12 protein-coding genes and 2 tRNA genes are annotated in these 14451 nt (G+C 59.3%); 5 read left to right on the top strand and 9 right to left on the bottom strand.

The window, feature by feature from the left end; translation table 11 throughout:
- Window positions 1–325 (top strand): ADP-dependent NAD(P)H-hydrate dehydratase (locus WCA85_RS00335; RefSeq protein ID WP_424060965.1); only part of this gene is annotated, 325 nt, incomplete at its 5' end.
- Between the two features lie 549 nt (window positions 326–874).
- Window positions 875–2497, top strand: a complete 1623-nt coding sequence (gene pgi, locus WCA85_RS00340; RefSeq protein WP_424060966.1) for a glucose-6-phosphate isomerase — start codon at window positions 875–877, stop codon at window positions 2495–2497.
- A gap of 148 nt (window positions 2498–2645) precedes the next feature.
- On the opposite strand, the gene WCA85_RS00345 is transcribed toward pgi, so the two are convergent.
- Window positions 2646–3338: an ABC transporter ATP-binding protein gene (locus WCA85_RS00345; protein WP_424060967.1), complete on the bottom strand. Its 693-nt coding sequence runs from the start codon at window positions 3336–3338 to the stop codon at window positions 2646–2648.
- Here WCA85_RS00345 and WCA85_RS00350 point away from each other — a divergent pair.
- The gene (locus WCA85_RS00350) at window positions 3337–4017 is read left to right on the top strand and encodes an arylesterase (RefSeq protein WP_424060969.1); all 681 of its coding nucleotides are present in this window, start codon (window positions 3337–3339) and stop codon (window positions 4015–4017) included. The two genes, WCA85_RS00345 and WCA85_RS00350, sit on opposite strands and share 2 nt — an antisense overlap.
- Before the next feature lie 116 nt (window positions 4018–4133).
- Window positions 4134–4472, top strand: a complete 339-nt coding sequence (locus WCA85_RS00355; RefSeq protein WP_424060970.1) for a hypothetical protein — start codon at window positions 4134–4136, stop codon at window positions 4470–4472.
- Window positions 4473–4674: 202 nt separating this feature from the next.
- Here WCA85_RS00355 and WCA85_RS00360 read toward each other — a convergent pair whose 3' ends face one another.
- From WCA85_RS00360 to tig, 8 genes are all read right to left on the bottom strand, one after another.
- Window positions 4675–6612: a SurA N-terminal domain-containing protein gene (locus WCA85_RS00360; protein ID WP_424060971.1), complete on the bottom strand. Its 1938-nt coding sequence runs from the start codon at window positions 6610–6612 to the stop codon at window positions 4675–4677.
- An 86-nt stretch (window positions 6613–6698) separates the two neighbouring features.
- A tRNA-Asp gene (locus WCA85_RS00365) sits at window positions 6699–6775 on the bottom strand.
- 28 nt (window positions 6776–6803) lie between these two features.
- A tRNA-Val gene (locus WCA85_RS00370) sits at window positions 6804–6879 on the bottom strand.
- Window positions 6880–7004: 125 nt separating this feature from the next.
- Complete coding sequence (locus WCA85_RS00375; RefSeq protein ID WP_091794386.1) at window positions 7005–7277, bottom strand: HU family DNA-binding protein; 273 nt, start codon at window positions 7275–7277, stop codon at window positions 7005–7007.
- Between the two features lie 364 nt (window positions 7278–7641).
- Window positions 7642–10062: an endopeptidase La gene (gene lon, locus WCA85_RS00380; RefSeq protein WP_424060973.1), complete on the bottom strand. Its 2421-nt coding sequence runs from the start codon at window positions 10060–10062 to the stop codon at window positions 7642–7644.
- 185 nt (window positions 10063–10247) lie between these two features.
- Window positions 10248–11519, bottom strand: a complete 1272-nt coding sequence (clpX, locus tag WCA85_RS00385; RefSeq protein ID WP_424060974.1) for an ATP-dependent Clp protease ATP-binding subunit ClpX — start codon at window positions 11517–11519, stop codon at window positions 10248–10250.
- A 202-nt stretch (window positions 11520–11721) separates the two neighbouring features.
- The gene (gene clpP / locus WCA85_RS00390; RefSeq protein ID WP_424060975.1) at window positions 11722–12375 is read right to left on the bottom strand and encodes an ATP-dependent Clp endopeptidase proteolytic subunit ClpP; all 654 of its coding nucleotides are present in this window, start codon (window positions 12373–12375) and stop codon (window positions 11722–11724) included.
- A 167-nt stretch (window positions 12376–12542) separates the two neighbouring features.
- Window positions 12543–13889 carry a trigger factor gene (gene tig, locus WCA85_RS00395; protein WP_424060977.1) on the bottom strand — a complete coding sequence of 449 codons (1347 nt, stop codon included), beginning with the start codon at window positions 13887–13889 and terminating at the stop codon, window positions 12543–12545.
- A 377-nt stretch (window positions 13890–14266) separates the two neighbouring features.
- Between tig and WCA85_RS00400 the strand changes: the two genes are divergently transcribed.
- The coding region (locus WCA85_RS00400) for a glycerate kinase (RefSeq protein ID WP_424060978.1) at window positions 14267–14451 on the top strand (185 nt) is incomplete at its 3' end.

The following is a 14451-nucleotide window of genomic DNA, read 5'->3' on the forward strand; positions in this document are numbered from 1 at the left end:
CTTTGCCAGTGTGATCGTACTGAAGGGCACGGGAACTGTCATCGCCGCGCCGGACGGACGCGTCGCCATTAATCCAACCGGTAATGCGGCGCTCGCGACCGGCGGCACTGGCGACGTGCTGGGGGGCATTATCGGCGCGCTTTTGGCGCAACGCTTGCCGCCTTATGAAGCTGCATTGGCGGGAGTCTATCTGCATGGCCTCGCCGCGGACACCTTGTCGGCTCAGGGGAAGGGCCCGGCAGGGATGACGGCGGGTGAGCTCGCGCCAATGGTGCGCACCCTGCTGAACCGTATGTTTTATCCGGGGGAATCGGCACAGGGTTGAGAGGTATGGTTCGGTGCGTGAGCATTGATGCCTGTGCATTGATGGCTAAGCATTGTTGCCCGTGATTCACTGCCGGTCGTTATCGCTTCCTGACGCACGGTTCACGGTTCACGGTTCACGGTTCACGGTTCACGGTTCACGGTTCACGGTTCACGGTTCACGGTTCACGGTTCACGGTTCACGGTTCACGGTTCACGGTTCACGGTCCGTGGTCCGTGGCTTGCGGCTTGCGGCTTGCGGCTTGCGGCTTGCGGCTTGCAGTTCATAGGCTGCGGCTTGCCGCCTCGGGCCCGATATGCGGTGCGGGCCCTGCCCGCCACCCTCGCCTTTCCATGTCCTTACACTGTCGCCCATCACGCCGTACCGTCTCGCTATCTGGACAAGCTGCTTGCGACACTGCCCCCTTCGCGCCAAGGCCGCTATACTGAATCACTACGCCGACCGGCCGGGAACCCGAGCGAACCCGAGGCCCGACGGTGTGTCAGAACATCCCCCGGCTGCGCCCTGCGCAATGCCTTCCCTTCGTGTCCCTTCGTTAGACGGAAGATCATGACGTTGAAATCGCTGCCCGCCTGGTCCTCGCTGCAAAGCCATTACGAACAGATTCGCAATGAGCACATGCGCGACTGGTTCTCCCCCGCGAACGACCCCGCCCCTACTCGTGCCGAGCGCTTCGCGTTCGCCGGCGGCGGTCTATCGGCCGACTTCTCGAAGAATCGCATCACCGACGAAACGCTTAAGCTGCTCGTCCAGTTGGCGCGCGAAGCCGGCGTCGAAAAACGCCGGGACGCGATGTTCGCAGGCGAGATCGTCAACCCGACCGAAGGCCGCGCCGTCCTGCACACGGCGTTGCGTGCCACCGATCCGAAGGCGCCATTTCACGCCGAGGTGATGGCCGAGCGCGCCAAGATGGCGGCGTTCGCCGACCAGGTGCGCAGCGGTGCGTGGACCGGCTACACCGGCAAGCGGATTCGCTACGTTGTGAATATCGGCATTGGGGGCTCGGACCTCGGTCCGAAAATGGTGGTGAACGCGCTGCATCACCTCGCCGCACCGGAGATCACGAGCCACTTCGTGTCGAACGTCGACGGCGCGGATCTGTACCGCACGCTGCAGGAGATCGATCCCGAAGAGACGCTCGCCATCATCGTCTCGAAGACCTTCACCACCCTCGAAACCATGACCAACGCGCGTTCCATGCGCGACTGGCTCCTGGAAAAGGGCTGTCCGGAAAGCGCGCTGGCCAAGCACTTTGTGGGTGTGTCCGCCAACCCGGCTGAGGTCGTCAAGTTCGGCATCGCGAAGGAAAACGTCTTCGAGATGTGGGACTGGGTCGGCGGTCGTTACTCGTTGTGGTCGGCCGTCGGCTTGTCCATCATGATCGCGATTGGGCCGAAACAGTTCGACGAACTGCTGGCCGGCGCAAACGAGATGGACCAGCACTTCCGCGACGCACCGCTCGAGAATAATCTGCCGGTGCTGCTGGGCATGATCGGCGTCTGGTATCGCAACTTCTTTGGCTCGCAGAGCTATCTGGTCGCGCCGTATTCCGAGGCGATGCACTACCTGCCGTCGTATCTCCAGCAACTGGAGATGGAGAGCAATGGCAAGTCCGCGCGCCTCGACGGTGCGATGGTCGACTATCCGACCGCGGCCGTGACCTGGGGTGAACCGGGCACCAACGGTCAGCATGCGTTCTTCCAGATGCTGCACCAGGGCCCGACGCTCGTGCCGATCGATTTCATCGCCGTGCTCACACCCGAGCATCCGCTGGTGAGCCACCACCCGAAGCTGCTGGCAAACTGCTTCGCGCAGAGCGAAGCACTGATGCTCGGCCGCACGCTGGAGGAAGCGAAGAAGGTGGCAGGCCCGGACAAGCCGGAACTCGCACCGCACCTCGTATTCCCCGGCAACCGCCCCACCAGCACGCTGATTCTCGAGGCGCTGACGGCGCGCTCGCTCGGCGCGCTGATCGCGCTTTACGAACACAAGGCGCTGGTACAAGGGACGGTCTGGAACATCAACTCGTTCGATCAATGGGGCGTCGAGCTGGGTAAGATCCTCGGCAAGGTGGTCGAGGCGGACTTGACTGCGGCCAGTACGGATGCAGGCAAACACGACTCGTCGACCTCCGCACTCATCGCGCGGGCGCGGGCGGCGTTGAAGGGTTGAACATGCCGCGTGTGGTGATGGTGATGGTGATGGTGATGGTGATGGTGTCGATGCAGACGGCTTGATGGTCGGTTCTGCATTCGAGATAAGGCGGGTCGCTTCTGCGGCCCGTTTTTTTTGCACCGCCCGGATGGGTATTGGCGCGAGCTCAGCCCGAAACGAGACGCCCCGCCTCGATCGTCACCGTCGCGTCGCAGCGGCGTGCAAGCTCGATGTCGTGCGTCACCAGAATCAGCGTAGCGCCATTCGCCCGATTCATCTCAAACATGAGATCGATCACGGCATGCCCCGTTGCGGCATCAAGGCTACCGGTGGGCTCATCGGCAAACAGAATGGCCGGATGCGTGACGAAGGCCCGCGCCAAAGCGACGCGCTGTTGCTCGCCACCTGACAGCAGCTTCGGATAATGACGGGTACGCTGCCCAAGGCCCACCTGCTCGAGCAGCCCGCGCGCCCGCGTTGCGGCGTCGCGCGAGCCGACACCGCCTTGCAACTCCAGCGGCAAAGTGACGTTTTCGAGCGCCGTGAGATGTGGCATCAACTGAAACGACTGGAACACGAAACCGACGGAACCGTTGCGCAATGCAGCGCGTTCGTCTTCGCTCAACTGGGTGAGTTCCTGGCCCAGCAATCGAACCGACCCCGAGGTCGCGCTGTCCAAACCCGCGAGCAAACCTAGCAGAGTAGACTTGCCCGAGCCGGATGCACCGACGATCGCGACACTGCTGCCGCCTTCGATCGAAAGATCGATATCATCGAGAATCGTCAGTTCTCCCGTTGCATCCTTAACCCTCTTACACAACCCCCGCACTTCGATGACTGGATCAGTTTTCTTTTGCATGGTGAAGCGTAGATTGAAAGTGAGCCTGGCTGCGCTGAATGCATCGTTCGGCCTGGTGCTCGTTGCCGCCTCGATACCATTGACCGTGCACGCCGCCAACACACCCGAGGCGAGTAAGCCTGTCATTGTGGTGCTGGGCGACAGTATCTCCGCTGAGTATGGCCTGCCGCGCGACACCGGCTGGGTTGAATTGATGCGCCAGCGCCTGGCCAACGAGCGGATTAATTATAGCGTTGCCAATGCAAGCATCAGTGGCGACACCACAAGCGGTGGACGCGCCCGCATGCCGGAGTTGATGCAACGGCTCAAACCCAGCATCGTGATCGTTGAACTTGGCGCCAACGACGCACTGCGCGGCGTGCCGCTCGCGACGACCGAAGACAACTTGCGCACGGTCATCGAACAGGCTCAACAAGGACATGCGAAGGTCGTACTCATCGGCATGTACGTCCCACCTAATTACGGCCCCGACTACACACAAAAGTTCCACGGGCTGTACGGGAAGCTCGCGCAGGAGTTTCACGTTGCACTCGTGCCATTCCTCCTCGCGGGTATCGCCGACAAGCCCGACATGTTCCAGGCGGACCAGATGCATCCAAATCAGCAGGCACAGCCCGTGCTACTTGACAACGTGTGGCCGACACTCAAACCACTGCTGCACACTACTTCCCCTCACTGACAAACCCTTACAACTTGTCGCGAACGAACGGGGAACGTGTGTCGTGGGTGTCGATCTGACACTTTCGCTAAACGCGAAACCCGGCTCGATTCTGAGCGCTAATGTGAGGAGAGGACGTGAAATACCTACCGTTAATCGCTTTGACCGTGGCAATTTCTGCCTGTGCCGCTCAACCGCCAGCTGGCGTGCAGTCCGTCGGACAAAGCCAGCAACCCCCTAAGGCCGTCGCGCAATGTATCGCCCAGAAATGGGCCGACGCTAGTCAACAGCAGGTCGTCTCGCAGAACACGATGGCCAATGATCAAGCCATGGACGTGTATGTTCCGGGTCAACAACCGCCGACCGGCGCCGCTGCTGTGGTACGCCCAGGAACGGGTACGGGCTCGTGGGTCGGCTTCCGCTCGGGTGGCGGTGGGGGCAGCGATGCCACCGGCGCGATCAGCGGCTGTCTCTAAGCGTGATTGAGGCGCCTTGCCCGGCGTACATGCAGTTTCCACGCTAGCCTTCAAACTAGCAGCTGATTCGGGGGCATGCTCGCCGGATAAGAAAAAACCCCGCGCATGCGGGGTTTTTTTGCAAAGGGAGATCAGACCTCAGGCGCGACGTCTGGTATTGCGCCCGAGTGAATCGCCCAGTGGAGTCGATAAATGCGGGCGATCAATTACCACCCGAGTCCGATTGCCCACTATCGAGCGAACCGTAGAACTTGACCTTCGAGCGGGCACGCAAGGCATCGATGTACGCGCTCATCTCTGATTGCGCTTCGACCTGCGCCAACTGTTGCTGTGCGGCAGCGAGACGTTGCGGATCGATCGGCGCGCCAGGCAACACCGCATTGACGCGGTAGATCGCATAGCCGCTGTCGCCCAGATCGACGCCCACGTATGCGGGCAGCTTTTGCCCATCCACCTTGTAGATCGCGCTCACTGCAGCAGGCGTCAGCCCTTGCGCGTCGTTGCGCGAGACCTTCAGCGGTGCTGCGAAATCCGTGGTCGCATTCGACTTCTGCAGTTCGGCAAGCTTCGCTGCGCCGTCTTTATGCGCCAGCTCATCGGCCTGAACAGCAATGACCTTCTGACGCACTGCATCCTTGACAATATCCAGCGGAGGGACTGCAGCCGGCTTGTAGTCAGTGACGTGCGCGGCAATCAACGTGTTGCCGCCGACGTCGATGGCTTGTGTGTTGTTACGCGCCTGCACGGCGTCGTTCGCAAACACTGCGCTCAGAAACTTCGCGCTGTTCAGCGGGCTCGTCGGCGGCAGCGCGGGGTTCGGCTGCGGCGTGACGGTAGCGGTCTGGATCTGCAGCTTGTACTTGTCAGCGGCCGGTTGCAGGCTCTTCGCCTTCTCGTAGACCACCGACGTAAAGCCATCCGAATCGTCGCTGAATGCCTTGGCTGCCATCTGCGCCGTCAGATCCTTCGTGATCGCGTCCTTCACCGTGTCAAACGGCTGCGTCACGGACGGCTTCACGTCCGTCGCCTTCAGGATCAGATAGCCGACATCCGTCGATACCACGTCGCTGATTTCATCCTTCTTCAGCTTGAACGCCGCGTCGTCGAATGCCTGACCGCCCGCCATCATCTTGTGACCGAAGTAGCCGAGATCGCCGCCCTTCGAGGCCGAGGCCGGATCCTGCGAGCTCTGTTCGGCAATCTTGGCGAAGTCGTCCGGATGCGCCTTCACTTGCGCCAGCAAGCCGTCCGCCTTTTGCCTGGCCGCCGTCTTGTCGGCCGCGCTCGCGTTAGGCGCCACGGAGATCAGGATCAGGCTCGCACGCATCTGCGCATCGGTCTGGTAATGCGCGATGTTGTCGTCGTAGTACTTCTTCAGATCGGCGTCCGTGGGCTGGATCGCTGCAGCGAGCGCTTCAGGCGACATCACCACGTACTGGATCGTCGCCGTAGCCGGCGTGGCGAACTCGTTGCGATGCGCGTCGTAGTACGCCTGCAATTGCGCGTCCGTAGGCTGCACCTTCGCCGCGTAATCATGCGGATTGAAGGCTAGAGCCTGCACTTCACGTTGCTGCTCGGACAATTCCGTCAGATGTTGTGCGAGCGTTTTGGACGTAAAGGCGCTGCCCTCGATACTGCCGGGCAACTGCTCACTAGCCAATGTGTAGCGCATCCGCTCGTCATATTGATCAGGCGTCATGCCCTGCATCGCGAGCAGTTCCTTGTAGCGATTCACATCGATCGAACCGTCAGGATTCTTCAACGACGAAATCACCGGATCGCTCATCAAGGCGCGACGCACAGCGTCATCCGACGCGGTCAGATGAAGGCGGTTTGTTTCGTCGGCAAGGACCCGTTGTTCGATCAAACCGTCGAGCATTTCTTTGCGACGCTGGGGCGTGTCGAACGCCTTCATGTCGAACTGCGCACCGAGCACCTGACGCGCGCGGTCCAGTTGCTGACGCATCGAGTCGTCGTATGCAGCACGGGTAATCTTGTGGCCATTGACGCTGGCGACATTTGCGCTTTCGTCAAAGAAGCCGCGAAAGCCTTGAATACCCACAAAACCCAACCCCGGCACGATGACGAGGATGAGCATGAACATCATCAGGCGTTTGTGATTGCGGAAAAAATCGAGCATGCGTTAAGGATGCCAAAAACGGAACGCCCGATATTACAACAGCGGGCAATAAAAAAGGCGAACCGGAGTTCGCCTTTCAAGGATACTGGCGGAGTGGACGGGACTCGAACCCGCGACCCCCGGCGTGACAGGCCGGTATTCTAACCGACTGAACTACCACTCCTAATACTGACTGCTGCTGAACCGGAAGCTGGTGGGTGCTGAGAGGCTCGAACTCCCGACCTACGCCTTGTAAGGGCGCCGCTCTACCAACTGAGCTAAGCACCCGCTCCGCGATTCTGCGCACTACCTATCTGCCGCCTTAAGTCCCGCCGTGTTTCACGTTTTTCAACTAAGGCTTTCGCCCTAACTTAATCCCGCCTAAACTGCGACGCCCTTATGCAGCAAGTCGATTAGTTTAGCGCATCTTTTAGCGCTTTGCCAGGCCTAAATTTGGGCACCTTGGCTGCCTTGATCTTGATCGCTGCGCCTGTGCGCGGATTGCGTCCGGTCCGTGCGGTGCGCTTGCCAACTGCGAAGGTACCGAAGCCCACCAGCGTAACCGAACCACCCTTCTTCAACGTGCCTTTGACTCCACCGATCACAGCATCCAACGCACGTCCTGCTGCCGCCTTCGAAATGTCGGCTTCTTGCGCGATGTGATCGATCAATTCTGTTTTATTCATTCAAGCCCCCGAGAATGTTATTGGAAAATCTTGATGGCGCGTAATTACGCCGGGTCTCAACGCAGCACGGCCAAAAAACCGGGCCCGCCAATTAGAATTGGCCGAAACCCCTGTGTCAAGCAGGGTTGCGCCGGATTAGAGGACGTCGACGAAACATATTTCATAACGAAATATTGCCGGTGCTACCGGCGGGGACACGTCGCTTTGCGGCGTTACAGGTTTAAGTTCAATAGGTGGGAAAACGCGCCGGATTTGCGCTAATTCGGACGACACCCCAAAAAGAAAAACCCGCGGGCAATGCCGCGGGTTTTTTTGCACACAGACTGCAGTGCGCGTTAGCTCAGTATGTCACTGAGCGCGTCACTTAATGCTTCACGACATCAGTCGCGGCGTCTTTACCAGGTTCGGCCGCAACCGGCGTAGCCGGCTTCGGTTCTTCTTCCGGCAGAGCAGCGGGCACACGTTCGAGCGCGAGTTCCAGCACCTTGTCGATCCAACGGACCGGCACGATCTCAATCGCGTTTTTCACGTTGTCCGGAATCTCCGTCAAGTCCTTGACGTTTTCTTCCGGGATCAGCACCAGCTTGATACCGCCACGATGCGCCGCAAGCAGTTTCTCTTTCAGACCGCCGATTGGCAGCACTTCACCACGCAGCGTGATTTCGCCCGTCATCGCGACGTTGGCACGCACCGGAATACCGGTCAACACCGACACCAGCGCAGTCGTCATCGCGATACCGGCGGACGGACCGTCCTTCGGTGTCGCGCCTTCCGGCACGTGAATGTGAATGTCCTGCTTCTCGAAGGCTTCGTCCTTGACGCCCAGACGACGCGAACGCGAACGAACCACCGAGCGCGCTGCTTCAACGGATTCCTTCATCACGTCGCCCAGCGAACCCGTGCGAATCACATTGCCCTTGCCCGGCATCACCGCGGCTTCGATGGTCAGCAGATCGCCGCCCACTTCCGTCCACGCGAGACCCGTAACCTGGCCAACCTGATTTTCCTTCGCGGCCAGACCGAAGTCGTACTTGCGCACGCCGAGGAAAGTGTCGGCATTGCTGCCGTCGACCTTCACTGCGCCCGCCGCCTTCTTCAGCAGAAGCATCTTCACGACCTTGCGGCAGATCTTCGAAATTTCACGCTCGAGCGAACGCACGCCCGCTTCACGCGTGTAGTAACGAATGATGTCGCGAATAGCCGTTTCAGTGACATCGACCTCGGTATCCTTGAGGCCGTTGTTCTTCTTCTGCTTCGGCAACAGGTAACGTTGCGCGATGCTGACCTTCTCGTCTTCCGTGTAACCCGACAGACGGATCACTTCCATCCGGTCGAGCAACGGCGGCGGAATGTTCAGCGAGTTCGACGTCGCCACGAACATCACATCCGACAGATCGAAGTCGACTTCGACGTAGTGATCGGCGAACGTATGGTTCTGTTCCGGATCGAGCACTTCCAGCAGAGCCGACGACGGATCGCCGCGGAAATCCTGGCCCATCTTGTCGACTTCGTCGAGCAGGAACAGCGGATTGCGCACACCGACTTTAGTCAGGCTTTGCAGGATCTTGCCAGGCATCGAACCAATGTAGGTCCGACGGTGGCCGCGAATCTCGGCCTCGTCGCGCACGCCACCGAGTGCCATGCGCACGAACTTGCGATTCGTTGCGCGTGCAATCGATTGACCCAGCGACGTCTTACCAACACCCGGAGGCCCAACGAGGCACAGGATCGGCGCTTTCACCTTGTCCACGCGTTGTTGGACAGCAAGATATTCGAGAATGCGTTCTTTGACTTTCTCAAGACCGAAGTGGTCTTCGTCAAGCACCCGCTCCGCATTCGAGAGGTCGTTGTTGACCTTGCTCTTCTTGCGCCACGGCAAGCCGATCAGCGTGTCGATGTAGTTACGCACGACCGTCGCTTCAGCCGACATCGGCGACATCAGCTTGAGCTTCTTCAGCTCGGCATCAGCCTTCTTCTTGGCTTCCTTCGGCATGCGCGCGGCGGTAATGCGCTTCTCGAGCTCTTCGAGATCCGCACCTTCTTCGCCTTCGCCCAGTTCCTTCTGGATGGCCTTGACCTGTTCGTTCAGGTAGTACTCGCGCTGGCTCTTCTCCATCTGGCGCTTCACACGCCCACGGATGCGCTTTTCAACCTGCAGGATGTCGATCTCGGCTTCGAGTTGCGCGAGCAGATGCTCGAGGCGTTCGATGACCGGGAACATCTCGAGGATGTGTTGCTTCTGGTCGAGCTTGAGCGGCAGATGCGCCGCAATCGTGTCGGCCAGACGGCCGGCTTCGTCGATGCCCGAAAGCGAGGTCAGAATCTCCGGCGGGATCTTCTTGTTCAGCTTCACGTATTGGTCGAACTGCGACACGATTGCTCGGCGCAGCGCTTCAGTTTCAGCGCTGTCGGCGTGGTCGGGTTCGAGCGGCATGACTTCACACGAAAACTGGGTTTCCTGCTCTTCGATCGAGAGCGTTTTCGCGCGCTGCAAGCCTTCAACGAGCACCTTCACGGTACCGTCAGGCAGCTTGAGCATTTGCAGGATGTTGGCAATACACCCTACTTCGTACATGTCCTTTTCGGTCGGCTCATCTTTGGCAGCCGTCTTTTGGGCGACGAGCATGATGTGCTTGCCGCCTTCCATTGCTGCTTCGAGAGCCTTGATCGACTTCGGGCGGCCTACGAAGAGCGGAATCACCATGTGCGGGAAAACGACTACATCACGCAGCGGGAGCAGCGGGAGCGTAGTGCGTTCCGGCGGAAGGAGTTGGGTTCCTGACATTTCATTTCCCCATGAGTGGTATCAGTTCGTTCGATAGGTGAGGTCTGCAAAAACGATTACAAGGCCTCCGCGTGTGGGAAAAGTTCAGTGACTCCAAAGGAAACACAACCATCCTAACCCAAGATAAACAAAAAAGCCGTCCACGTTGCCATGAACGGCTTTTTTCGCAAAACCTTTAAAGCCGATCAGTTCGAACCCGCGACCTTCGGCGCGTCTTCGTAGATCAGCAGCGGTTTACCGTCGCCGTCGATAACGTTGTCGTCGATGATGACCTTGCTAACGCCTTTCATCGCCGGCAGCTCATACATTACGTCGAGCAAGGCCTGTTCCAGGATCGAGCGCAGACCGCGAGCGCCCGTCTTGCGGCGAATGGCCTTGCGCGCGACTGCCTGCAATGCACCGGGGCGAATCTCAAGTTCAACGCGTTCCATGTTGAACAGTTTGTGATACTGCTTGACGAGCGCATTCTTCGGTTCGACGAGAATCTTCATCAGCGCCGTTTCATCGAGCTTGCCGAGCGTGGCCACCACCGGCAGACGACCGATCAGTTCAGGAATCAGACCGAACTTGATCAGATCTTCCGGCTCCACTTCGCGCAGCACTTCGCCGGCGTCGCGCTCCTGCTTGCTCTTCACGCTGGCCCCAAAACCAATGCCGGTCTTTTCCGTACGGTCGACGATGACCTTTTCGAGGCCGTCGAACGCGCCGCCGCAAATGAACAGAATATTGGTGGTGTCGACCTGGATGAAGTCCTGATTGGGATGCTTGCGACCACCTTGCGGCGGCACCGACGCCATCGTGCCCTCAACCAGCTTCAGCAAAGCCTGCTGCACGCCCTCACCGGATACGTCGCGGGTAATGGACGGGTTGTCTGATTTACGGCTGATCTTGTCGATTTCATCGATGTAGACAATGCCGCGTTGGGCCTTGTCCACTTCGTAGTTGCAGTTCTGCAGAAGCTTCTGAATGATGTTCTCGACGTCTTCGCCGACATAGCCGGCTTCCGTCAGCGTCGTTGCGTCGGCAATGACAAACGGGACGTTAAGAAGACGCGCGAGCGTCTGGGCGAGCAAAGTCTTGCCGGAACCCGTGGGGCCGATCAGCAGAATGTTGCTCTTTGAGAGCTCGATTTCGTCCTTCTTGTCGAGATGCTTAAGGCGCTTGTAGTGGTTGTACACAGCCACAGCAAGAATCTTCTTTGCGCGTTCCTGACCGATCACATACTGGTCGAGAATTTCGCGGATTTCCTGCGGACTCGGCAGATCGGACTTCGACAGGCCTGCCTCAATACCCGCGCCAGCAGCCTCGTCGCGGATGATCTCGTTGCACAGGTCGATACATTCATCGCAGATGAATACCGAGGGGCCCGCAATCAGCTTTTTAACCTCATGCTGGCTCTTGCCGCAAAACGAGCAATACAACAGCTTTTCGCTGTTAGAACCTTTTTTGTCCGCCATAGATGTGTGAGCCTCCGGACACTCGATTACATGATACGCCGTTTGCCCCTGCCTCGCAGGCGGGGCAAATGAGCAAAAGCTGTGACGGCGCTTGCCGCAGGCGCTCGGACGAGTCTGATTATTTCACACCATGTCTGCCGCCGTTTTCACCCCAATAAAGGCGCCCGATACGGGCACCATGCTGGGGCGAAAACGCACCAGATCATGGACGCTTGTGCAACACCTGGTCGATCAGGCCATACGCCTGAGCGTCATCGCCGGACATGAAGTTGTCGCGGTCGGTGTCGCGGGCAATGCGTTCAACCGGCTGACCCGTGTGATTCGCCAGCAGTTGATTCAGCCTTTCCTTCAAATACAGGATTTCACGGGCCTGAATCTCGATGTCCGAGGCTTGGCCGCGGGCGCCACCGAGCGGCTGGTGAATCATTACGCGCGCGTTCGGCAATGCAAAACGCTTGCCTTTGGCACCCGCCGACAGCAGGAATGCGCCCATGCTGGCTGCGAGCCCCATGCACAGCGTCGACACGTCCGGCTTGATGAATTGCATCGTGTCGTAGATCGCCATACCGGCGGAAACCGATCCGCCCGGGCTATTGATGTAAAAGCTGATGTCCTTGTCCGGATTTTCGCTTTCCAAGAACAACAATTGAGCAACGACGAGGTTGGCCGTCTGGTCGTTCACTTCGCCGACCAGAAACACCACGCGCTCTTTCAGCAGACGCGAGTAGATGTCATACGAACGCTCGCCGCGGCCGCTCGTTTCCACGACGATCGGCACGAGGCCGAGCGCCTGCGCTTCGAGATCCCGCGACGACTGGGAGGTCAACGTGTCCAGCATTTGGGCGCGAAAGGTCATGCAATGGATCCTTGTCTGGGAATATTTATCAGATACCGGACAGGTGAGTACGACGACGCAGTATTCAAGTGCGCGAACCCCTGCGCAACCCGCGATGGAACCACGTGGCACAAAAAAACGGCGTGCAGGCCGTCGCTCCGACAGCCGGCACGCCGTTGCAGCGACGCTTACGCTTGCGCCGTTGCGCTTGCCAGTTCTTCGAAGCTCACTTCCTTGTCCGTCACCTTGGCCTTGCTGAGGACGAAATCGACGACGTTGGCTTCAACGACATACGCTTCCATTTCTGCAAGGCGCTGCTGGTTGGAATAATACCAGCGGACGACTTCCTTCGGGTCTTCGTAGCTTTTCGCGAATTCGTCGACTTCGGCACGAATCTGCTCCGGCTTCGCCTGCAGTTCGTTGGCCTTGACCAGTTCAGCCAGCACGAGGCCCAGCTTCACACGGCGCTCAGCCTGCTCCTTGAACATTTCAGCTGGGATCGGCGCGTCAGCGGCGTTCGGCACGCCACGTTGCGTCAGGTCCTGACGGGCCATTTCCACGAGACGCTGCTGATCTTGTTCGATCAGCGCGTTCGGCACGTCGAGTTCCGAAATCTTCAGCAGCGCGTCCATCACCTGATTCTTGACGATGGATTGCGTGCGACGCTTCGCTTCACGCTCAAGGTTGTCCTTGATTTCAGCGCGCATCTTGACCAGATCGCCGTCTTCGATGCCGAGCGATTTCGCAAATTCGCCGTCGATCTCCGGCTGATGCGGCCATTCGATCTTCTTCATCGTGATCGTGAACTGGGCCGTCTTGCCGGCCACGTCCTTGCCGTGATAGTCGGCCGGGAACGCGAGATCGAATTCTTTCGACTCGCCGATCTTCAGGCCAAGCGCTGCCTTTTCGAATTCCGGCAGCATGCGGCCTTCGCCGAGCACGAACGCGAAATCGTCGGCGCTGCCGCCCTGGAACGCTTCACCGTCGATCTTGCCGACGAAGTCAACCGTCACGCGGTCGCCGTCTTTGGCTGCCGTATCCGCGCCGCCGTCGCCATGCTCGCCGGCTTCGCCGCGAGCGTGGAAGTGCACGCGCTGCTTGCGCAGAATTTCCAGCGTGCGGTCAATTTCCGCTTCGCTGATGGTGGTCGTGGTGCGCTCGATCTCAGCCGTAGCGACGTCGCCCAGCTTCACTTCCGGATACACCTCGAAGGTTGCGTCGAAAGCGTAGTCGCCTTCTGCCGCGTCGACCTTCGGCGCGAAGCTCGGCTGACCCGCTACACGCAGGTTTTCAGCGCGGCTGATGTCGAAGAATTCCTTGCCGACCTTGTCGCTCAGCACTTCGGCTTCCACCTGGCCCGAATACTGTTGCGTGACCATCTTGAGCGGCACCTTGCCCGGGCGGAAACCCGGCATGCGCACGTTCTTCGCCAGTTGGCGGATACGCGAATCCACTTCCTTCTGCACGGCATCCTTCGGCAGGGAAATCGTGACGCGGCGTTCGAGCTTGCCGAGGTTTTCAACAACGTTAGCCATGGCTTCAATCGTCCTAAAATTATTCGAGCGAATCAGTTATCTTCTGCGTGCCGCCTCACGATGTCGCTTCGCATCGGTCGGGCGCCTGCGCCGCGGGCTTGCAGGCCACCGGCAGCACGGTTTGGGGCTAAAGAGCCGAATATTTTAGCAAACTATTCGCGCGCTTAGCCGGGATTCGATGTTTCGCGCCCATTTTTGTACGTTTTCTGGCCGTTTGGCCGGCTTACCGCACCGTTTGACCGCATCGGAGCACCCCATGCCGGCTATGCCAATCAGCCTATTCAGCCGCGGGCAGCATGCTGATAAGCTAACGAACGCGTTGTGGCTCACGCCCGCTCGCACCGTCATCGCAACGATTCCAACCATCAAGAGACACTATGCCGAACCCGTCGTCCGCGCCCGTCGTCGTCATTGCTCCCGATTCTTTTAAAGGTTCGCTTAGTGCCGAGCTGGTCGCACAAGCCATCGCCACCGGCATCACGCGTGCGCGGCCGGACGCCACCGTGCGCCTGTGCCCGATGGCCGACGGTGGCGAAGGCACACTGGACGCCATGCTCACGGG

This window comes from Paraburkholderia sp., assembly GCF_049581445.1.
Lineage (GTDB): Bacteria > Pseudomonadota > Gammaproteobacteria > Burkholderiales > Burkholderiaceae > Paraburkholderia.